General features: G+C 67.4%; 20 protein-coding genes. 14 read left to right on the top strand and 6 right to left on the bottom strand.

Features of this window, described 5'->3' with window-relative positions; all coding sequences use genetic code 11:
• The first annotated feature begins 58 nt into the window (after positions 1-58).
• The 4 genes from nuoL (at position 59) to ACFVJ3_RS08205 (ending at position 6,067) form a co-directional block, all read left to right on the top strand.
• The gene (nuoL, locus tag ACFVJ3_RS08220) at positions 59-1,981 is read left to right on the top strand and encodes an NADH-quinone oxidoreductase subunit L (RefSeq protein WP_378451597.1); all 1,923 of its coding nucleotides are present in this window, start codon (positions 59-61) and stop codon (positions 1,979-1,981) included.
• Positions 1,978-3,549, top strand: a complete 1,572-nt coding sequence (locus ACFVJ3_RS08215) for an NADH-quinone oxidoreductase subunit M (protein WP_378451596.1) — start codon at positions 1,978-1,980, stop codon at positions 3,547-3,549. Before nuoL ends, ACFVJ3_RS08215 begins: the two co-directional genes overlap by 4 nt.
• Positions 3,546-5,168 carry an NADH-quinone oxidoreductase subunit NuoN gene (nuoN, locus tag ACFVJ3_RS08210; RefSeq protein WP_378451595.1) on the top strand — a complete coding sequence of 541 codons (1,623 nt, stop codon included), beginning with the start codon at positions 3,546-3,548 and terminating at the stop codon, positions 5,166-5,168. Before ACFVJ3_RS08215 ends, nuoN begins: the two co-directional genes overlap by 4 nt.
• 164 nt (positions 5,169-5,332) lie before the next feature.
• A complete protein-coding gene (locus ACFVJ3_RS08205) occupies positions 5,333-6,067 on the top strand; it encodes a DUF1906 domain-containing protein (RefSeq protein WP_378451594.1) in 735 nt (244 codons plus the stop codon).
• Here the strand turns inward: ACFVJ3_RS08205 and ACFVJ3_RS08200 are convergent.
• Positions 6,030-6,575 (bottom strand): nuclear transport factor 2 family protein, encoded by a 546-nt coding sequence (locus ACFVJ3_RS08200; protein ID WP_378451593.1) that lies wholly within the window; start codon positions 6,573-6,575, stop codon positions 6,030-6,032. The two genes, ACFVJ3_RS08205 and ACFVJ3_RS08200, sit on opposite strands and share 38 nt — an antisense overlap.
• Positions 6,576-6,940: 365 nt before the next feature.
• On the opposite strand from ACFVJ3_RS08200, the gene ACFVJ3_RS08195 reads away from it, so the two are divergent.
• Positions 6,941-7,411 (top strand): MarR family winged helix-turn-helix transcriptional regulator, encoded by a 471-nt coding sequence (locus ACFVJ3_RS08195; protein ID WP_378451592.1) that lies wholly within the window; start codon positions 6,941-6,943, stop codon positions 7,409-7,411.
• Between the two features lie 10 nt (positions 7,412-7,421).
• Here the strand turns inward: ACFVJ3_RS08195 and ACFVJ3_RS08190 are convergent, their stop codons facing one another.
• Together ACFVJ3_RS08190 and ACFVJ3_RS08185 are read right to left on the bottom strand one after the other, a co-directional pair.
• A complete protein-coding gene (locus ACFVJ3_RS08190) occupies positions 7,422-7,772 on the bottom strand; it encodes a hypothetical protein (protein WP_378451591.1) in 351 nt (116 codons plus the stop codon).
• Positions 7,773-7,880: 108 nt separating this feature from the next.
• Positions 7,881-8,663 carry a hypothetical protein gene (locus ACFVJ3_RS08185; RefSeq protein ID WP_378451590.1) on the bottom strand — a complete coding sequence of 261 codons (783 nt, stop codon included), beginning with the start codon at positions 8,661-8,663 and terminating at the stop codon, positions 7,881-7,883.
• Between the two features lie 319 nt (positions 8,664-8,982).
• Between ACFVJ3_RS08185 and ACFVJ3_RS08180 the strand changes: the two genes are divergently transcribed.
• Positions 8,983-10,314, top strand: a complete 1,332-nt coding sequence (locus ACFVJ3_RS08180) for a mannosyltransferase (RefSeq protein ID WP_378451589.1) — start codon at positions 8,983-8,985, stop codon at positions 10,312-10,314.
• On the opposite strand, the gene ACFVJ3_RS08175 is transcribed toward ACFVJ3_RS08180, so the two are convergent.
• Positions 10,262-10,546: a 4a-hydroxytetrahydrobiopterin dehydratase gene (locus ACFVJ3_RS08175; protein WP_378451588.1), complete on the bottom strand. Its 285-nt coding sequence runs from the start codon at positions 10,544-10,546 to the stop codon at positions 10,262-10,264. The genes ACFVJ3_RS08180 and ACFVJ3_RS08175 overlap by 53 nt on opposite strands.
• Positions 10,547-10,604: 58 nt before the next feature.
• On the opposite strand from ACFVJ3_RS08175, the gene ACFVJ3_RS08170 reads away from it, so the two are divergent.
• Positions 10,605-10,985 carry a (deoxy)nucleoside triphosphate pyrophosphohydrolase gene (locus tag ACFVJ3_RS08170; protein WP_378451730.1) on the top strand — a complete coding sequence of 127 codons (381 nt, stop codon included), beginning with the start codon at positions 10,605-10,607 and terminating at the stop codon, positions 10,983-10,985.
• A 2-nt stretch (positions 10,986-10,987) separates the two neighbouring features.
• Here ACFVJ3_RS08170 and ACFVJ3_RS08165 read toward each other — a convergent pair whose 3' ends face one another.
• Positions 10,988-11,164 (bottom strand): hypothetical protein, encoded by a 177-nt coding sequence (locus ACFVJ3_RS08165; RefSeq protein ID WP_005239152.1) that lies wholly within the window; start codon positions 11,162-11,164, stop codon positions 10,988-10,990.
• A 333-nt stretch (positions 11,165-11,497) separates the two neighbouring features.
• Between ACFVJ3_RS08165 and typA the strand changes: the two genes are divergently transcribed.
• From typA to ACFVJ3_RS08135, 6 genes are all read left to right on the top strand, one after another.
• Positions 11,498-13,405: a translational GTPase TypA gene (gene typA, locus ACFVJ3_RS08160; protein ID WP_378451587.1), complete on the top strand. Its 1,908-nt coding sequence runs from the start codon at positions 11,498-11,500 to the stop codon at positions 13,403-13,405.
• 122 nt (positions 13,406-13,527) lie between these two features.
• Positions 13,528-15,345 (top strand): ABC transporter family substrate-binding protein, encoded by a 1,818-nt coding sequence (locus tag ACFVJ3_RS08155; RefSeq protein WP_378451586.1) that lies wholly within the window; start codon positions 13,528-13,530, stop codon positions 15,343-15,345.
• Complete coding sequence (gene mshB / locus ACFVJ3_RS08150) at positions 15,342-16,220, top strand: N-acetyl-1-D-myo-inositol-2-amino-2-deoxy-alpha-D-glucopyranoside deacetylase (RefSeq protein ID WP_378451585.1); 879 nt, start codon at positions 15,342-15,344, stop codon at positions 16,218-16,220. Before ACFVJ3_RS08155 ends, mshB begins: the two co-directional genes overlap by 4 nt.
• A gap of 99 nt (positions 16,221-16,319) precedes the next feature.
• A complete protein-coding gene (locus tag ACFVJ3_RS08145) occupies positions 16,320-16,478 on the top strand; it encodes a hypothetical protein (RefSeq protein ID WP_005239161.1) in 159 nt (52 codons plus the stop codon).
• A 14-nt stretch (positions 16,479-16,492) separates the two neighbouring features.
• Positions 16,493-16,921, top strand: a complete 429-nt coding sequence (locus tag ACFVJ3_RS08140) for a hypothetical protein (RefSeq protein ID WP_378451584.1) — start codon at positions 16,493-16,495, stop codon at positions 16,919-16,921.
• A 30-nt stretch (positions 16,922-16,951) separates the two neighbouring features.
• Positions 16,952-18,469, top strand: a complete 1,518-nt coding sequence (locus ACFVJ3_RS08135; protein WP_378451583.1) for a catalase — start codon at positions 16,952-16,954, stop codon at positions 18,467-18,469.
• Here the strand turns inward: ACFVJ3_RS08135 and ACFVJ3_RS08130 are convergent.
• Entirely contained in the window at positions 18,466-18,843 is a 378-nt protein-coding gene (locus ACFVJ3_RS08130; RefSeq protein ID WP_378451582.1) for a VOC family protein, read from the bottom strand. The two genes, ACFVJ3_RS08135 and ACFVJ3_RS08130, sit on opposite strands and share 4 nt — an antisense overlap.
• Positions 18,844-18,882: 39 nt before the next feature.
• Between ACFVJ3_RS08130 and ACFVJ3_RS08125 the strand changes: the two genes are divergently transcribed.
• On the top strand, positions 18,883-19,725 hold the full coding sequence (locus ACFVJ3_RS08125) for a uroporphyrinogen-III synthase (protein ID WP_378451581.1): 843 nt from the start codon (positions 18,883-18,885) through the stop codon (positions 19,723-19,725).
• The last annotated feature ends 29 nt before the right edge of the window (positions 19,726-19,754 follow it).

Genomic DNA, 19,754 nt, shown 5'->3' with positions numbered 1-19,754 from the left:
CGCACATCCTCGAGAAGGTGACTTTGCCCGACGACGACACCCCGATCGGCGGTGCGGCATGAGCGGAACGCTCTCGTCGGCCGTGTGGCTGCTGCCGGTTCTGCCCCTCCTCGGCGCCGCCGTGCTCCTGCTGGCGGGCCGGCGCAGTGATGCGTGGGGCCATCTCCTCGGCTGCGCGACGGCGCTGGTCTCGTTCGCGCTCGGCGTCGTCTTCTTCGTCGACATGCTGGGCCGGGACGCAGCCGAGCGGGTCGTGCACCAGACCCTGTTCAGCTGGGTGCCGGTCGGCGAACTCCAGGTGGATTTCGGTCTCCAACTCGACCAGCTGTCCGTGTGCTTCGTGCTGCTGATCACCGGGGTGGGTTCGCTGATCCACATCTATTCGATCGGGTACATGGCACACGATCCGGAGCGCAGGCGATTCTTCGCCTACCTCAATCTGTTCCTCGCGGCGATGCTGCTGCTGGTGCTGGCCGACAACTTCCTGGGCCTGTACGTCGGGTGGGAGGGCGTCGGTCTCGCCTCGTACCTGCTCATCGGGTTCTGGCAGTACAAGCCGTCCGCGGCGGCGGCCGCGAAGAAGGCGTTCGTGGTCAACCGCGTCGGCGACATGGGCCTGGTCCTCGCGATCATGATCATGTTCTCGACCTTCGGCTCGATCGAATTCGCCGACGTGTTCACGCGTGCCGGCGCCGCGAGCGAGGGGGTGCTCACCGCGATCGGGCTCGCACTGCTGCTCGCCGCCTGCGGCAAATCGGCGCAGGTCCCCCTGCAGTCCTGGCTCGGTGACGCGATGGAGGGTCCGACACCGGTGTCGGCGCTCATCCACGCCGCGACCATGGTCACGGCGGGTGTGTATCTGATCGTCCGATCCAACGCGATCTTCGATCTGGCCCCGGGTGCCCAGCTCGCTGTCGTGATCGTCGGTGCGGTGACCCTGCTGTTCGGCGCGATCATCGGCTGCGCGAAGGACGACATCAAGAAGGCGCTGGCGGCATCCACGATGAGCCAGATCGGGTACATGGTGCTGGCCGCCGGTCTCGGGCCGGCCGGGTACGCGTTCGCGATCATGCTGCTGCTCACCCACGGCTTCTTCAAGGCCGGTCTGTTCCTCGGCGCAGGATCGGTGATGCACGGCATGAACGACGAGGTGAACATGCGCCGCTACGGTGGTCTGCGCACCTTCATGCCGATCACGTTCGTGACGTTCGGGTTGGGATACCTGGCCATCATCGGGATTCCGCCGTTCTCCGGCTTCTTCTCCAAGGACAAGATCATCGAAGCGGCATTCGCCGCCGAGGGCGTCCAGGGCGTCGTCCTCGGAACGGTCACGCTGCTCGGCGCGGGACTCACCGCCTTCTACATGACCAGGGTGATGCTGATGACCTTCTTCGGACAACCGCGGTGGGCTTCCGGGGCCAGCGACGCGAAGGGGAATGTTCTCGTCGCCGACCCACACGAATCGCCAGGGGTGATGACGGTGCCGATGATCCTGCTCGCGGTGGGCTCGGTCGCCGCCGGCGCCCTCCTCGCTGTCGGCTCCTCCCTGCAGCACTGGCTGGAACCGGTCGTCGGCGCCCACCACGGCGAGCCCGCCCTGCCCGTGTGGGCGATCACCGCACTCACGCTGGTGGTGGTGCTCGCGGGAGTCGCGGTGGCCTACCGGCAGTACGCTCGGCAGCCGATCCCCGAGGTCGCGCCGGCGGACGTCACCGCGTTCACTGTTGCGGCCCGGAAGGACCTGTACGGCGACGCGTTCAACGAGGCGGCGCTGATGCGTCCCGGGCAGGAGCTGACGCGAACACTCGTGACCGTCGACGGCAGGGGAGTCGACGGTGCCGTCAACGGGTTCGCCGCGCTCGTCGGCGGAACGTCGATGCGGGTGCGGCGCCTGCAGACCGGGTTCGTCCGTTCGTACGCGCTGTTCATGTTCGCGGGTGCGGCCCTTCTGGTCGCCACGATGCTGGTGAGGCTGTGGTGAGCGGCTTCCCGTGGCTGACCGCCCTCTGGGTGCTGCCACTCGTCGGTGCCGGTGTGGTCCTGGCATTGCCCGTCCACAGGCGCGCGCTCGCGAAATCCGTCGCCGTGGGTGTGTCCGTGGTGGTGCTGTGCCTGGCGGTCGTGCTGGCGATCCGGTTCGATCCGACCGGCGAGCAGTACCAGTTCGTCGAATCTCACGCCTGGATCCCGGCGTTCGGCACCCGGTACATCCTGGGCCTGGACGGCATCGCGCTCGTCCTGGTGCTCCTCACCACCGTTCTGGTGCCGCTGCTGTTGCTGGCGGGGTGGAACGACGGTGACACCGCGCCCGACTACGGGCAGCGGCGGATGGCCCACACGTACGTGGCGCTGACGCTGATGGTCGAGGCGATGGTGATCATGTCGTTCACCGCCCTCGACGTCCTGCTCTTCTACATCTTCTTCGAGGCCATGCTCATCCCGATGTACTTCCTGATCGGAGGATTCGGCGGGGCGGGGAGGTCGTATGCCGCGGTGAAGTTCCTGCTCTACAACCTGTTCGGCGGCCTGATCATGCTGGCTGCGGTCATCGGGGTGTACGTGGTGACGGCGCGTCAGGACGCCTTCGGCGGCGGCACCTTCGACTTCCGGGTGATCGTCGCCGAAGGGCTGGACGCCGACCCCGGCGTGCTGAAGGCGCTGTTCCTCGGTTTCATGTTCGCGTTCGCGGTCAAGGCGCCGTTGTGGCCGTTCCACACGTGGCTGCCGGGCGCCGCGGTGGAAGCCACCCCGGCCAGCGCGGTGCTCATGATGGCCGTCGTCGACAAGGTCGGGACGTTCGGCATGCTGCGCTACTGCCTGCAGATGTTCCCCGAAGCGTCCGCGTACTTCGCACCGTTCGTCACGGTGCTGGCGGTGATCGGAATCATCTACGGCGCGGTACTGGCCATCGGCCAGACCGACGTGATGCGACTGATCGCCTACACGTCGATCTCGCACTTCGGGTTCATCATTCTCGGCATCTTCGCCATGACGAGCCAGGGACAGGCCGGATCGACGCTGTACATGGTCAACCACGGCATCTCGACCGCGGCGCTGTTCCTGATCGCGGGGTTCCTGGTGTCCCGCCGCGGCACCCGCCTCATCGCCGACTACGGCGGCGTGCAGAAGGTCGCGCCGGTGATGGCAGGGACGTTCCTCGTGGCGGGACTCGCCACGCTGTCGCTGCCGGGCCTGGCGCCGTTCATCAGCGAGTTCCTCGTCCTGGTCGGCACGTTCTCGCGCTACCAGATCGCTGCCGTGGTCGCGACTTTCGCGCTCGTCCTCGCCGCGATCTACGTGCTGTGGCTCTATCAGCGGATGATGACCGGACCGCTGAAGGAGGGCAACGAGACCGTCCGCGACCTCGTGCGCCGTGAGATCGCGGTCGTGGCGCCGCTGATCGCCCTGCTGCTCGTCCTCGGCGTCTACCCCAAGCCCGTGCTGGACGTCATCACCCCCGCGGTGAGCCACGTCCTCGTCACCGTCGGTCAGCACGATCCCGCACCCACCGTCGCCGGGCAGGACCCAGAGGGAGGCACACACCGATGAGTACCTCCGAACTCGTACTCGCCCAGTCCACGACGTTGCGCGCGCCGGACATCGAATACGGCCAGCTGGCACCCATGTTGATCGTGTTCGGCGTGGCCGTCGCCGGTGTGCTCGTCGAGGCGTTCCTGCCCCGGCGCGGCCGCTACTCGAGCCATCTCGTTCTCGCGCTCGGAGGACTCACCGCCGCGTTCGTGGCCGTCGTCATGCTCGCCGGAACCCGCGACTCCACCGTCGCGGGCGCGGTGGCCGTCGACGGTCCGACACTGTTCCTCCAGGGAACGATCCTGCTGATCTCGATCCCCGCGATCCTGCTCATCGCCGAGCGGAGCGTCGACAGCGGGGTCGCCGCGGCGACCGCGGAGGTAACAGCCGCGAGTGCAGCCGAGCCGGAAGGCGGAACCGACGCCTTCACCCCCCAGGCGTTCGCTGTCCCCGGCAGCGTCGCCGAACGGGAGGCCACCAAGAGCGCCCCAGGGCATACCGAGGTCTTTCCCCTCACCCTGTTCGCGGTCGGCGGGATGCTCCTGTTCCCGGCGTCCAACGACCTCCTCACCATGTTCGTGGCGCTCGAGGTCCTCTCGCTGCCGCTCTACCTGCTGTGCGGGCTGGCGCGGCGTCGCCGTCTCCTGTCGCAGGAGGCGGCCCTCAAATACTTTCTGCTCGGGGCGTTCTCGTCCGCCTTCTTCCTGTTCGGTGTGGCCCTGCTGTACGGCTACGCCGGCACGGTCGAGTTGCCGCGGATCGCCGACGCGCTCGCCCGGGGCACCGACGACAAGACGCTGGCGCTGATCGGAACCGCGCTCCTGTCGGTGGGCCTGCTGTTCAAGATCGGTGCCGTCCCGTTCCACTCCTGGATTCCCGACGTCTATCAGGGTGCGCCGACTCCGATCACCGCTTTCATGGCGGCGGCCACCAAGGTCGCGGCCGTCGGCGCGATGCTGCGCATCTTCTACGTGGCACTGCCCGACCTGCGCGCGGACTGGCGGCCGGTGATGTGGGGCATCGCCATCCTCACCATGGTGGTCGGTGCGGTCATGGCGGTCACGCAGAACGACGTCAAGCGGATGCTCGCGTATTCGTCGGTCGCGCACGCCGGATTCATCCTCACCGGTCTGATCGCGGCCAACCGGGCGGGCCTGTCGTCCACGATGTTCTATCTCCTGGCGTACGGGTTCAGCACGCTCGGCGCGTTCGCCGTCGTCACCCTGGTGCGGGACAGCCGGGGCGAGGCGACGGACCTGTCCCGCTGGGCGGGACTGGGGCGTCGTTCGCCACTGGTCGGCGGCGTCTTCGCGCTGTTCCTGCTCGCGTTCGCCGGAATCCCCTTGACGAGTGGGTTCGTCAGCAAGTTCGCGGTCTTCCAGGCCGCCATCGAGGGCGGTGCCGTTCCGCTCGTCCTCGTCGGTGTCGTCAGCAGCGCGATCGCGGCGTTCTTCTACGTCCGCGTCATCGTCCTGATGTTCTTCTCGGAGCCGCAGAGCGACGCCCCGACGATCGTGGTGCCCAGCATGTTCACCGCCGCGGCCATCGCGGTCGGAGTGGTGGTGACGGTGGTTCTCGGAATCCTGCCGCAGGGGGCACTCGATCTGGCCGACCAGGCTGCGGTGTTCTTCCGCTGACTCGTGGCGCCGCCGGTTCGGCGCGGGTCGCGAGTGTCCGATGTGACGGATGTAGTCCAAGTGGCTGGCGGGACCCGTGTGAGTGTGGTGGAATGCAAACCGGACAACATACCGACTGAGCGAGAGTGAATGTCGGAGACACGCCGGAGCGCGACCGATCGGATATGGGGGCCACAGTGCAGATTTCTCGGAGAGACCTGTTCCGGTACGCGGCAGCGGGATCCGCTGTGGCCGGGATCGCGGCACTCACGTCCACCACGTCCTCGGTCGCCGTCGCGAAGGCGGACAGCCTCGGCATCCTGATCGACTACGCCGGTGGGGTGCCTTCGGCGGACGCGATCCTCGAGGCCGGCTATGCCGGCGCCATCCGCTACGTGTCCGACCGCCGGCCCGGCGCCGAGTGGATGGAAGGCAAGCCGATGCTCGCCGACGAGGCGCAGGCGTTGCTCGACGCCGGACTGTCGGTCGTCTCGTGTTATCAGTTCGGCAAGGGGTCGACGGCCGATTGGCGCGGCGGTCTCGAGGCCGGCAAGCGGCACGCGGAGCGCGGACTCGAATTGCATCTCGCCGCAGGCGGTTCCGAGGACCGACCCATCTACGCGTCCATCGACGACAATCCTTCGCCCGCCGATTTCCTCACCATGATCGCCCCGTACCTCGCCGGGTGGGAGTCGGTGGTCGGCAAGGCCAACACCGGCATCTACGCCAACTCCAAGACGCTGGATCTGGCGGTCCTCGCCGGGCTCGGGTCGTGGTATTGGCAGCACGATTGGGGCACACCCGAGGGGTACGTTCACCCGTCGGCGCACCTGCACCAGTACGAGATCGACGCGAGCAACGTCGCCGGGGTCGGCATCGATCTCAATGACATCCTGAAGCCCGACTACGGCCAGTGGTGACCGCTAGGCCGCCGGTTTGCCCGCCCATCCTGATGAGCCACTCCCGGGCGTCGTCGGGTAGCTTGCCGGCGGCTTCCGCTGCGCGGCACCACTTCTTGGCCGCGGCGAGAAAATTCATCGGGTTGTACGCGTCTTCCTCGCGTGACCACAGGTTGTCGCCGGCGTAGTGCAGGATCGTGATGTTCGCTGCGGCGTGCTCCGAACCGTCGCCGGGATCCTCCATCGGGTTGTCGATCTCGCAGATGACCCATCCGCGGTCCTCGTCGATCACGTACCAGTTCGCCGGGAACGCGGTCATCCGGCTTCCGGGGAAGGCGGACATGGTGCGCGTGACCCATTTCCGAATGGCCTCGCGGCCGTCGAAGTGGCCGAAGGCGTGCTCGACGTACGTGGCGTCCGCCGTGAAGAGGTCGGCGAAGCCGTTCCAGTCCCCGAGTTCGACGCAGCGGCTGACGGTTCGCTGATAGTGCGCGAAGGCCTCTTCGAGCTCGGCTCGACTCCACGGCATGTGTGCATCCCCTTCTCTTGTCGGCGCCCCGAGTGTGAGCGCCTCGGAAAATGAGAACACGTTTCATTTCTCGTGTGGGGCGTTTTCCGGTGGATGGGACGGCGTGAAACGCTCCTCGGGGCAACTCCGATTACCTGTTGTCACTCTCTTCACTCTGGACCCGGAGGTTCTCCCATGGAGCTGCTCGTCAATTTCGTGTACACCGTCGCCTCGGTCCTCTATACCGCGCTGTTCGTCAACGGATCCTGATCCCCGTCTGCGCGCCCTGGCGGAGACATTCGAACGCCGGCAGTGAATGTGGACACTACACATCATGTGTATGGTGCATAACAGTGCCTCGGGCAGAATGACGGTAACTACTGGAGGTGTCGGTGTCCGATCGTGACGAGGTGGCGGCAGATGTCGAGAACGAATTGACATTGCTGTCGCGCTACCACGCCCATGCGCAACGGGCGGGATTCCAACTCGACCGTTCCGCCTACCTCCTCCTCGGACGCCTGGAACTGGAACATCCCCTCAGCCTGAAACAGCTCGCCGAGGCATTCCGGCTCGACATCTCGACGATCAACCGGCAGATCGGCGCGCTACTGAAGCGCGGCCTCGTCGAACGCGTCCCCGACCCGGACGGGGGAATGGCCCGCAAGGTCGAGGCCACCGCGCTGGGGCTCGAACAGCTTCACGCCGACCGGGCGCTGGGCCGAAAAGGAGTCGAGCGCATCATCGCCGAGTGGAGTGACCACGACCGGGACGAGCTGCGCCGGTTGCTGACGAAGTTCAACGGCGAGATCGAGAAGTACGACGGCAACTCCTGGCCGCGCGCCGAACGGAAGTCCTGACCGGACCGCGTCAGGACTGGACGTGCGCCGTCGCGTCCCGGGCGAGGTCCGGTTCCTCGGCGATGATCGTGAGGTGAGGGTGTTCCGGCGGCGAGTCGTGCCACCCTTTCCATGCCATCAGGGACCACCGCGACAACCCGGACAGCGCAGACCCGAGGCTGGCGAACGAGGCGGTGCTCAGGGCCGAGCCGGCCGACCCGACCGACCCGATCGAGAGCACCGAGCCGACACTCCCGATGGACAGGATGGAGTAGGCGGAACCGATCGACAGGATCGACCCCTCCGAACGGATCGACAATATGGAACGCCGGGCGTGTCGCGATCGCAGTGAGTGGTCTGGTGTGTGATGCGTCGAGGGCATTCCTCGGTCTACCACGGCGGTGCCGTCGGCGAACAGAGAAGCGGTGCAGACATGAGCGAAGGGCCCTCCGGAAGTCCGGAGGGCCCTTCGCTCGTCAGCTGTACGGAGTTACGCGACCTGGAACATGCCGACGGTGGGGAGGAAGCTGCACGTGATCGGCGCGGCACCCTCCTTCTGCGTGGTCAGTCCACCCGACACGACCGCGAGGACGCGGCCCGGGCCGGTGTCCGCGATCGCCGACAGGGTTGCCGGACCGTCGGGGTTGATCTTGGCCTCGTTGGTGAGGTTCTGGGTGGCGCGCCGCTGGTTGTCCAGGTTGATCCACGTCACAGTCAGTGGATTGGGCTGTTCGGCGGCAACGGAACTGGTTCCGAGGGCGGTGAACACGAAACCGGCCTGACCTGCCTTGGGTCCGGGCGGGGGCAGCTGGGCCGGACCAGGGACCGCGAGTGCGGTGCCCACGGAGTCGGCGCCCTCTCCGATGCAGCCCTTGCCGATGGTCGGGTAGAGGAACTGCGCGATGACGGGTGCGTTCTCCTGCGGGATCTCGGGACCGCCGCCGCCACTGCCGTCGAGGAACGTGATGACGCGCTCGAGGGTGGACTTGAGTTCCGGCGGGATGCCGGGGGACTCGAGAAGGATGCGGGCCTGGTCCAGGATCGCGTCCTGGGGTCCTGCGGCGATGTCTTCGGTACCAGCGGCTGCGCCGATGATCGCGGGTGCGAACGATGCGAGCATCTCCACGGGGATGCCTTCGGGCACGGGCGGCGGCGTCGGCTGCGCATTCGCCTGGGCCGGCACTGCCATAGCGGCTGCTGCGGCAACAGCGAGAGCAGTAACTGCTCTGCGCACACCTCGGGTTCGAAGCACAGTCTCCCCATCCTTGGTCATAACAGCGTGGACGACAACTCAATCCACGTCTGACGGCTCGGGGGGTCACTCTATGTACAGCGCCCCCGGGTTGTACAGCTCAACGAGTTCGTTCACCGATAGCTGCGGCATCCCGGTGGGAGTGTATGGCATACAGACCCCGACGGTGATCTTCCGGTGACCATAGCTTGTGGCACGTGTGGTTCGTGTGATTGGTGATGCAACTGTTACGCGCGGCTACGGACACCTCGGGGCCCGCGGACGCCGCCGTCTACGCTGTGCGGGATCGTTTCGGGATCGGCTGAGACATCTACACACCTCACGGGGAGAGCACCACACTGTGTCCGACCATGCAGCGTCCGACGACGGAGCAGCCTCCGACGACCCGTCATCCGAGCGTTCTCCCACGTCGTCCCGGGGAGCGTCCGCCCTGCACGGCCTGTTGCGGTGCGCGCCTGTGCTTCTCGTGCTGTCGGTGCTCGGGCGCATGGCGTGGACTCTGTTGAGTCCCAACGGGATGAACCTCGTCGACCTGCACGTCTACGTCGACGGTTCCGAGGCGCTCCGCGGCGGCAGTCTCTACGACTTCACCTATTCGGAAGTGACACCGGACTTTCCGCTGCCGTTCACCTACCCGCCGTTCGCCGCGCTGGTCTTCTTTCCCCTGCACTACCTGCCGTTCCCGCTGGTCGGGGTCGGCTGGCAACTGCTCACCATCCTCGCCCTGTACGCGCTGGCACGAATGAGCCTCGGGCTCGTGCTCGGTGACGCCGCGCGCAGCCCGCACTGGCGGGCGGTCGCGGTGCTGTGGACCACGGTGGGGGTGTGGGTGGAACCGGTGCGCACCACGCTGGACTACGGCCAGATCAACGTGTTCCTCGCGCTGCTCGTGATGACCGCGGTCCGCAGCTCCCGGTGGTGGCTGTCCGGTGCGCTCGTCGGTTTCGCCGCCGGGATCAAACTGACCCCGGCGATCACCGGCCTCTACTTCCTGATGCAGCGCCGGTGGAAGGCCGCCGTCTTCTCGGGCGTCGCCTTCGCCGCGACCGTCGGAGTCAGTTACCTCCTGATCGGCTCGGAGGCGCGGGAGTACTTCACCCACCTGCTCGGTGACGCCGATCGCATCGGGCCGGTCGGCTCGGTGTGGAATCAGTCCCTGCGCGGCGCGTTGTCGCGGCTGCTCGGGTACGACGTCGAGACGGGCGCCCTCTGGCTGCTGTCCGTGGCGGTCACGGTGGTCCTCGCCGTCCTGGCCTGGCGCGCGATCGCCCGGGACGATCGGCTCGGCACCCTCGTCATCGTCGAGTTGCTGGGGCTGCTCGTCTCACCGATCTCGTGGTCACACCACTGGGTGTGGGTCATTCCGATGCTGATCTGGTTGCTGCACGGCCCCTACGGATCGATGCTGGGCACCCGGATCCTCGCCGGATACTGGCTCGTCACCACCCTCATCGGCGTGCCGTGGGTGCTCAGCTTCTTCCAGGACTCGATCTGGCTGATCTCCCGGCCCGCGGTACTCGCGTGGCTGGGCACGGTCGACGTCGTCGGCGCGTTCGGTGTCTACGCCTGGGTGGCCTACGCCGGGCGCCGCACGAAGCATGCCGCGGCCGCCGCCGCGGTCAGCCCGCCAGTGAGTCGATCTGCGCAGCAAGATCCAGATCCAGCTGCGTGAGCCCGCCGGCGGAATGCGTCGACAGCGTGTAGGTGACCTTGCGCCACCTGATGTCGATGTCCGGATGGTGGTTCGCTGTTTCCGCCGCCTCCGCGACCTTCCGGACCAGCTCGACGGCTTCGGGGAAACTCGGCGACTCGACGGTGCGGACGAGGGAATCACCCGCCCGCCGCCACCCGGGCAGTTCTGCGAGCGCGGTGTCGATCTCTCCGTCTGACAGCAACTCGGCCATACCCCATGATGGTGCGGTGCCAGTGGAACGTGCAAGGCCTGTCGACCACGCCGGCGAGGTGGTGGCGGCCGCGATCATCGTCGACGGCCGGCTGTTGCTCGCGCAACGGACGCGGCCCCCGGAACTCGCGGGACTGTGGGAGCTGCCCGGGGGCAAGGCGGAGGCGGGGGAGACCGCCGAGGATGCGCTGCGCCGCGAACTGCGGGAAGAACTCGGGGTCGAGGTGTCGGGCGGCGACCGGATCGGTGACGACGTGCCGCTGCCCGACGGCCGGGTGCTCCGCGCGTACCGGGTCGAACTGGTGTCGGGAACCCCCGTCGCGCTCGACCACGCGGAACTGCGGTGGGTGGACGGACGAGAACTGGGGGAGATCGAGCTCGTCGGCAACGACCGCGGGTGGGTGCCGGACCTGCGACTGCACCTGAACGGCTGGGGCTGACCTCAGGCCGCGCGGGCCTTCTTGAGCCCCTTCTTCAGTTCCTTCTTGGAAGCGCCCTCGTTCTCGAGCTTCTTCATGCGCATGATGACCACCGGGCACTTGATGCAGCGCGTCTTGCTGCGGCAGCACTTCTTCTTCGGCTTGAGACCCGAGACCTTGCCGGCCTTCACCTTGCCCATACTCGGCTCGGCCTTCCTACTACGGTGAACACCGGTATCGCCGGCTCCACCCAGGTTAGCGTCCCCTCAGCTTTCGGCCCCGACCCACACGCGCGACAGGCCGAATTCGACGTGGCGCAGATCACTTTACGCTGGTCGGGCACGCCCCGGGCAGCCGGCGATGCGCGAAGTAGGCGCTCGGGCGGGTAGTATTCACGTGGCCGCGATGCCTGCACTGGGCGATTTACCATCGCCTCGACGAGGATTCTGAATCGAGATGACAAGGCGGCCGCCAGAAAGCCGTGCGAGGGAACTTTCGCGTGGCCGAATCAACTCAGCCAGGAGAGCCACCGCGTGACCATCACCAGCTTCCGTAACGTTGCCATCGTCGCACACGTCGACCACGGCAAGACCACTCTCGTCGACGCCATGTTGCGCCAGTCGGGGGCATTCGAGGAGCGCGCCGAACTGGTCGATCGCGTCATGGACTCCGGCGACCTCGAACGCGAGAAGGGCATCACCATCCTCGCGAAGAACACCGCCGTCCACAAGCATCACGGCGACGGCAGTGTCACGGTCATCAACGTCATCGACACCCCCGGTCACGCCGACTTCGGTGGCGAGGTCGAGCGCGGCCTGTCCATGGTCGACGGTGTCGTCCTGCTCGTCGACGCGTCCGAGGGCCCGCTGCCGCAGACCCGCTTCGTGCTGCGCAAGGCGCTCGCCGCGTCGCTGCCCGTCATCCTCGTGGTCAACAAGACCGACCGTCCCGACGCCCGCATCGAAGAGGTCGTCTCCGAGAGCCACGACCTGCTGCTCGACCTGGCCTCCGACCTCGACGACGAGGCCGCGGAAGCCGCCGAGCTCGCCCTCGACCTCCCCGTCCTGTACGCCTCCGGCCGTGAGGGCAAGGCGTCCAAGATTCAGCCCGAGAACGGTCACGCCCCGGACGCCGAGAACCTCGACGCCCTGTTCGACGTGCTCCTCAACTACGTGCCCGCGCCCAAGGGCAACGTCGACGCGCCGCTGCAGGCTCACGTCACCAACCTCGACGCCTCCGCGTTCCTCGGCCGCCTCGCGCTGGTCCGTATCCACAACGGCGAGCTGACCAAGGGCCAGACCGTCTCCTGGTGCCGCGAGGTGGACGGCGAGCCCGTCGTCACCAAGGCCAAGATCACCGAACTGCTCGCCACCAAGGGTGTCGAGCGTCAGCCCGCCGAGAAAGCCGTCGCCGGTGACATCGTCGCCGTCGCCGGTTTCCCCGACATCATGATCGGCGACACCCTCGCCGACCTGGAGAACCCGGTCCCGTTGCCGCGGATCACCGTCGACCAGCCCGCCATCTCGGTGACCATCGGCACCAACACCTCGCCGCTCGTCGGCCGCGTCAGCGGGCACAAGCTGACGGCCCGCATGGTGAAGTCGCGCCTCGACCAGGAACTCGTCGGCAACGTCTCGCTGAAGGTCCTCGACATCGGCCGCCCCGACGCCTGGGAGGTCCAGGGTCGTGGTGAGCTCGCGCTCGCCATCCTGGTCGAGCAGATGCGCCGCGAGGGCTTCGAGCTGACCGTCGGCAAGCCGCAGGTGGTCACCCGTCAGGTCGACGGCAAGGTCCACGAGCCCTTCGAGGAGCTCACCATCGACAGCCCCGAGGAGTACCTCGGCGCCATCACCCAGCTCCTCGCCAACCGCAAGGGCAAGATGGTGCAGATGGCCAACCACGGCGCGGGCTGGGTCCGGATGGAGTTCATCGTCCCGTCGCGCGGCCTGATCGGCTTCCGCACCGACTTCCTCACCGAGACCCGCGGCACCGGCATCGCCAACGCCGTCTTCCACGGTTACGCGCCGTGGGCCGGCGAGATCCGCGCCCGCCACACCGGCTCGCTCGTCTCGGACCGCACCGGTTCGGTCACCCCGTTCGCGATGATCCAGCTCGCCGATCGCGGAACCTTCTTCGTCGAGCCCGGCGCCGACACCTACGAGGGCATGGTCGTGGGCATCAACCCGCGCCAGGAGGACCTCGACATCAACGTCACCCGCGAGAAGAAGCTGACCAACATGCGTCAGTCCTCCGCCGACGTGATGGAGACCCTCGCCAAGCCCATCAAGCTGGAGCTCGAAGGCGCGATGGAGTTCTGCGCCGGCGACGAGTGCGTCGAGGTCACCCCGCAGGTCGTGCGTGTGCGCAAGGTGCACCTGTCGGCCACCGACCGTGCCCGTGAGCGTTCGCGCTCCAAGGCCCGTGACAAGGCGGCCCTGTAGTCGGCACGTCCGACCACGTCATACACAACCGGGCGGATGTACCTTCGGTCGATCGTCGGCCGAAGGTACATTCGCTCGTGGGTTTCCGGAGCCTTCCGGTATCTCTGAGGAAAGGCGGCGCGGTGGTTGCTGGGGGTGGACTCGCGAGAGGTCGAGGAGTTCGGGGCCGAAGGCGTGGGGCAGCGGTGACCGCGCTCCTGCTGGCAGTGACGACGACGGTACTCACGTCGTGCACCGCCGATCCGCCCCCACCGGTCGAGAGCACCGACAGTCCCAAGCCGACGGTGTCGCCGACCGAGAAGCAGCCCGTCGTCGTCGCGATCGACGACGTGGGCAGCGGATTCAACCCGCACCTGCTGTCGGACCAGTCGCCGGCGAACTCCGCGGTCAGCGCCCTCGTGCTGCCGAGCCCGTTCCGGCCGGTGCCCGACCCCGCCCGCCCGGGCGGCAGCAACTGGATTCCCGACTCCTCGCTCGTGATCTCCGCGGACGTCACGTCGCAGGAGCCGTTCACCGTCACGTACCAGCTGCGGAACGAGGCGCAGTGGTCCGACGGCGCGCCCATCGCCGCCGAGGACTTCCGCTACCTGTGGCAGCAGATGATCAGTGCCCCCGGCGTGGTCGACCCCGCAGGCTACGAAATGATCGAGGACGTCAGGTCGTCCGGTGGCGGCAAGACGGTCACCGTCGTGATGAAGGCCGCCTACCCGGCGTGGCGTGAACTCTTCACCGACCTGTTGCCGTCACATCTCATCAAGGATTCCCCGGGTGGCTTCGCGACCGGACTGTCCGAGAACATCCCGGTATCGGGCGGGCACTTCCACATCAAGTCGATCGACCGTGGCCGCGACGAGATCCTGCTCGAACGCAACGACCGGTTCTGGGACAAACCGGCGACCCCCGACCAGATCCTGATGCGCCGCGACGGCACCCCGTCGCAGCTCGCCGACTCGATGCGCAACAACGACACCCAGATCGTCCAGGTTCACGGGGGCACAGCCACATCCGCCCAGCTCGCGGCGATCCCCACGGTGCGGACGGGTTCGTCGTTCCAGCCGCGCGGACTCGACCTCACACTGAACGGCCGGGTTCCCGAACTCGCGGACGTCCGGGTGCGGAAGAGCCTTCTGCAGCTGCTGGACACCGAACTGCTCGCCGTCGTCGGGGCCGGCAGCGAGGCGGCGGCGGTCCCGGCGCGCTCACAGGTCTACGCCCCCTCCGATCCCGGTTACACCTCGACCGCACCCGCGCGGCCGAGTCGCGAACAGGTGCTGGCGCAGCTGGCCGAGTACGGATACGTCGCCGAAACGCCCACGGACACCGTCGTTCCCGCAGGCACGGCGCCGTCGACCCGGCTCGTCCGCGACGGCATCCCGTTGACGCTCGTCATCGGGACACCCGAGGGTGACGACACCGCGGGCGCGGTCGCCAACACAGCCGCCGACCAGTTGCGCGGCGCCGGCGTCGACGCCACCGTGACGTCCCTGCCTGCCGAGGAGTTGTACGGGGAGTCGTTGAGCAAGGGCGACATCGGGGCAGTCGTGGGTTGGTCGCGCGCCGGGTCCGACCCGGCGACGGCGCTGGCCTCCCGTCACAGCTGTCCGCCCGCGGTGGTCGCGGCAACCCAGCAGCCGAACACCGAAACCACCGGCCCCGAACGTGATCCGGTCGCGGAGGCCGAGGCTCCGTCGAACCTGTCGGGAGTCTGCGACCCCACCCTTCAGCCGTCCATCGACGCCGCGCTGCGGGGGGTCGGTGATGTGCCGCAAGCTCTCGCCGACGCCGACCGCAAACTCTGGGATCTGGCCGCGGTGCTGCCGATCATGCAGGACCGCACGCTGGTCGCGGCGGGACCCGGCGTCGACGGGGTGTCACTGTCGGGCGCCGTGCAGGTCGGAATATTCAGTGACGCAGCGGGCTGGAGCAGGATCAAGGAATGAGTGAGCGGCGACTACTGCTGGTTCATGCCCATCCCGACGACGAGACCCTCACCACCGGCGGCACCATCGCGCGCTACGCCGCCGAGGGTGCCGACGTTCACGTCCTGACGTGCACGCTCGGCGAGGAAGGCGAGGTGATCGGCGCGGAGTGGGCGCAGCTGGTCGCCGACGCCGCCGATCAGCTCGGTGGCTTCCGAATCGGTGAGCTGACGTCCGCGCTGTCGTGTCTCGGTGCGGGAAGGCCACGGTTCCTTCTGGGGGCGGGGCATTTCCGTGATTCCGGCATGGCCGGCACGGCGTCGGCGGCCGACCCGCGCGCTTTCGTCAACGCCGACCGCGACTCCGTGACCGCCGCGATGGTGGCGGTCATCCGGGAGCTGCGGCCGCACGTCGTGGTCACCTACGACCCGGACGGCGGGTACGGGCACCCCGACCACATCCAGGCGCACACGATCACCACCGCGGCCGTCGAGGCGGCGGGTTCGGCGCAATACCCGGACTGCGGCGAAGCGTGGGAAGTCGCGAAGCTGTACTGGACGGTGACCGAGGCGAGCGCGCTGGAGTCGGGAATCTGCCGTATCGGCGACATCCCCGACGGCTGGCGGCTGCCGGAGCCCGGCGAATTGCCGAGCGTCCCGGACGCCGACGTGACGACGGTGATCGACGTGCGGGGCGTGCTCGACGCGAAGAGGGATGCGCTGTCGGCGCACGCCACCCAGGTGACGGTGGCGCCGAGCGGCACCGAGTACGCGCTCTCCAACGACATCGCACAGCCGATTCTGGCGGAGGAGCATTTCGTGCTGGTCCGTGGCGCCGTCGGGGATCGGGACGCCGAAGGCAGGGAACGGGACCTCTTCGGTGGCATCGGTCGCTGACCGCAGGTATCTGTGACCGGCGTTGCGTATTACACTGTGGCCCACGTCACGCAGCGACCCCGGTCGAGTCCGCGTGGCACCCGTCAGGAGAGGCGATAGATGTACAACTGGGATGTTCAGAACGCCATCGTCGCGTTCGTCGACACGCTTCGGCCTTCGTGGCCGGCCCAGCACGACCTGTACTACAGCGTGCTGTACGGATTCGCCGACATGCAGAGCCATTTGCTGACCCTGCTGGGCTACCCGCCCGTCGCCTGATCCACTATTGACACATGACCGTCGGCACCGCAGCGAAACCCCGGCACCTCGATGTTCTGGGGAGGGTCACCCTCGCGCTGCTGGTGTTCGACGGTTTTCTGTGTGCCGTCCTCTCGGTGCTCTTTCTGCCCACCTACCTCGGGGCCACACCGTTTCCGATCAGCATCCTCGCCGCCGCGGTCGCCAACCTGGCGCTGGTGATCGCTGCCCGGTCGACGACCGGCCGGGTGAGGACGGGGGTGCTGCCGCTCGTGGGGTGGGGGTTCGGTTTCCTGCTCTGCATGTTCGGCGGTCCGGGCGGCGATGTGCTCATGCTCGCGTCCGTCTGGACGCTCCTGCTGCTGTTCGGCTCCCTTGTCCCGGCGGCGGTCTACCTGTGGAAAGTCAGCGCGAAGGACGCCTTCGGATCTGTTTCGCCGACGGAGGGCGAGGGTACGCGGTAGCGACCAGCAGTCTGCTGAAGGAGCACCGCGATGACAGATCAGAACTTCACGACCGACGACGCCGGCATCCCCGTATCGAGTGACGAGCACTCGCTCACCATCGGGACGGACGGGCCGATCCTCCTCCAGGATCACTATCTGATCGAGAAGATGGCCCAGTTCAACCGCGAACGGGTAGCGGAGCGTCAACCGCACGCCAAGGGGGGCGGGGCGTTCGGACGGTTCGAAGTCACCGAAGATGTCTCCGCCTACACGAAAGCCGATCTCTTCCAGCCCGGCAAGAAGACGGACATGCTGATCAGGTTCTCGTCCGTGGCCGGTGAGCGCGGCAGCCCGGACACGTGGCGCGACCCACGCGGGTTCGCCGTCAAGTTCTACACCGACCAGGGCAACTACGACATGGTCGGGAACAACACGCCCGTCTTCTTCATGCGCGACCCGATGAAGTTTCAGGACTTCATCCGTTCGCAGAAGCGGCGTGCCGACAACAACCTCCGCGACCACGACATGCAATGGGACTTCTGGACGTTGTCTCCGGAGTCGGCGCACCAGGTCACGTGGCTCATGGGCGACCGCGGCATCCCACGCACCTGGCGGCACATGAACGGGTACTCGAGCCACACGTACATGTGGGTGAATGCCGCGGGCGACAAGTTCTGGGTGAAGTACCACTTCAAGACCGACCAGGGCATCGAGTTCTTCACGCAGCACGAGGGCGACCAGATGGCGTCCATGGACACCGATTACCACATGCGAGACCTGTGGGAGCACATCGAGGGCGGCGAGTACCCGAGCTGGACCTTGAACATGCAGATCATGCCGTTCAAGGACGCCGACGGCTACCGGTTCAACCCGTTCGACCTCACCAAGGTGTGGCCGCACAGCGACTACCCGCTGATCCCCGTCGGCAGGATGACGCTCGACCGCAACCCCACGGACTACCACTGTGAGATCGAGCAGGCCGCGTTCGAGCCCAGCAACCTGGTCCCCGGCATCGGCCCGAGCCCGGACAAGATGCTCATCGGCCGGCTGTTCTCCTACCCGGACGCCCACCGCTACCGGATCGGAGCCAACTACAAGGAGTTGCCCGTCAACAGGCCGCACGTCCCCGTCCGCTCGTACTCGAAGGACGGCAACATGCGCCACCACAACCCCGGGGATCCGGTTTACGTGCCGAATTCCAAGGGTGGCCCGCACGCCGACCCGTCGCAGGTGGGGGAGACCGCCACCTGGTACAGCGCCGGCGACATGGTGCGCTCGCCGTACGCGCTCCACAAGGAGGACGACGACTGGGGTCAGGCCGGGACGATGGTCCGTGAAGTGCTCGACGACGCCGCCCGGGACCGCCTGGTGGACAACATCGTCGGGCATCTGCTGAACGGTGTCAGCGAACCGGTTCTGGCGAAGGCGTTCGAGTACTGGCGGAACGTCGACAAGGCCCTCGGCGATCGGATCGCCGACGGGGTCGGGAAGAAGCAGTCGGAGGCCGACCCCAAGGCGGGCGAACAGGCCAATGCGGCGCGCAGCAGCGCGCAGGCGAAGGCTTAGCTCTCGAACGCCACCGGGTGCCGAGGCTGGTACAGCGTCATCTCGCCCGCGCCGGGAATCTTCAGGGACGTGGTGAGGCCGTACCCGTCGTCGCGGATTCCTCGGGTGAACTCGGCACCCTTGGCTTCGAGTTCCGCGACGGTCGACTCGATGTCGTCGCACATCAGCGAGATCTCGTGATGCGGCCGAGTCGACCACGGCTCACCGCCCCGATCGTCCGAGGTGGGGTGCACACCCATCTCGGACGGTCCGGTGCGGAAGATCAACCACCCGCCGCCGGCATCGACGTGTGACCAGCCGAGCACGTCGCGGAAGAAGTCGCGGGCGGACTCGGCGTCGTCGGCATAGACCAGTGTGTGCACAGCAGTGATCATGTGGGCAGCTTAGTGCGATTCGTCCGTCACACTGGGAGGATGTCGAACGACGAACTTTCCGGACTGACCATCGCCGTCACCGCCGAACGCCGGGCCGCCGAGTTCATCACGCTCCTCGAACGGCACGGGGCCGCCATCGTCCACACACCGGCCATCCACGTGCTGCCGCTCGTCGACGACACCGATCTGCGATCCCGCACCGCCGACATCATCGCGTCGCCGCCGGACCTCCTCGTCGTCAGCACCGCCGTCGGATTCCGGGGATGGCTGGACGCGGCGCGGGCCTGGGACGAGGAGGACGCACTGCTCGCCGCCCTGCAGTCGGCACGGATCATCACCCGCGGTCCCAAGGCGAAGGGCGCGGTCCGCGGCGTCGGCTTACGCGAGGAGTGGTCGCCGGAGACGGAATCCTCCGAGGAGGTGCACGAACACCTCGTCGCCGAGGGGGTGCGCGGTCTGCGTGTCGCGGTCCAGTTGCACGGCACCATCACCGAATGGGAACCGATGACCGACCTGAGCGTCTCCCTCGCCGGCGCCGGGGCCGAGACGACGGCCGTGTCGGTGTACCGGTGGATCAGACCCGAGAATCAGCAGCCGCTGCTGACGCTGCTCGATCAGATCATTCGAGCCGACGTCGACGCCGTCACCTTCACCAGCGCACCCGCCGTGGCGTCTCTCCTCAGCACCGCGAAGGACACCGACCGCGTCGAGGCCCTCCTGCACGCGTTCCACGGTCCGGTCGCGCCCATCTGCGTCGGCTCGGTGACGGCCTCGCCCCTCACCGCCCTCGGCGTCGACACCATGCAACCCGCCCGCCCCCGGCTCGGCAGCATGGCCAAATACATCATCGAGGAACTCCCCAGGCGGCGGCACGCGGGGTGAACGGCACTTTCGGCGCCTCAGATCGGTCG

This window comes from Rhodococcus sp. NPDC127593, assembly GCF_042671975.1.
Classification (GTDB): domain Bacteria; phylum Actinomycetota; class Actinomycetes; order Mycobacteriales; family Mycobacteriaceae; genus Rhodococcus_F.
Note: the sequence above shows the minus strand (reverse complement) of the source record. Positions and strands in the feature narration are given on the sequence as shown.

Bases quoted from the DNA above. Each gene is read 5' to 3' on its own strand.
- ACFVJ3_RS08165 (WP_005239152.1), bottom strand. From the start codon at position 11,164: ATGGGCAAGGTGAAGGCCGGCAAGGTCTCGGGTCTCAAGCCGAAGAAG.
- ACFVJ3_RS08185 (WP_378451590.1), bottom strand. From the start codon at position 8,663: ATGACCAAGGATGGGGAGACTGTGCTTCGAACCCGAGGTGTGCGCAGA.
- mshB (WP_378451585.1), top strand. From the start codon at position 15,342: ATGAGTGAGCGGCGACTACTGCTGGTTCATGCCCATCCCGACGACGAG.
- ACFVJ3_RS08145 (WP_005239161.1), top strand. From the start codon at position 16,320: ATGTACAACTGGGATGTTCAGAACGCCATCGTCGCGTTCGTCGACACG.
- ACFVJ3_RS08125 (WP_378451581.1), top strand. From the start codon at position 18,883: ATGTCGAACGACGAACTTTCCGGACTGACCATCGCCGTCACCGCCGAA.
- ACFVJ3_RS08190 (WP_378451591.1), bottom strand. From the start codon at position 7,772: ATGCCCTCGACGCATCACACACCAGACCACTCACTGCGATCGCGACAC.
- ACFVJ3_RS08205 (WP_378451594.1), top strand. From the start codon at position 5,333: ATGGGGGCCACAGTGCAGATTTCTCGGAGAGACCTGTTCCGGTACGCG.
- ACFVJ3_RS08175 (WP_378451588.1), bottom strand. From the start codon at position 10,546: ATGGCCGAGTTGCTGTCAGACGGAGAGATCGACACCGCGCTCGCAGAA.
- ACFVJ3_RS08130 (WP_378451582.1), bottom strand. From the start codon at position 18,843: ATGATCACTGCTGTGCACACACTGGTCTATGCCGACGACGCCGAGTCC.
- nuoN (WP_378451595.1), top strand. From the start codon at position 3,546: ATGAGTACCTCCGAACTCGTACTCGCCCAGTCCACGACGTTGCGCGCG.
- ACFVJ3_RS08200 (WP_378451593.1), bottom strand. From the start codon at position 6,575: ATGCCGTGGAGTCGAGCCGAGCTCGAAGAGGCCTTCGCGCACTATCAG.
- ACFVJ3_RS08140 (WP_378451584.1), top strand. From the start codon at position 16,493: ATGACCGTCGGCACCGCAGCGAAACCCCGGCACCTCGATGTTCTGGGG.
- ACFVJ3_RS08135 (WP_378451583.1), top strand. From the start codon at position 16,952: ATGACAGATCAGAACTTCACGACCGACGACGCCGGCATCCCCGTATCG.
- nuoL (WP_378451597.1), top strand. From the start codon at position 59: ATGAGCGGAACGCTCTCGTCGGCCGTGTGGCTGCTGCCGGTTCTGCCC.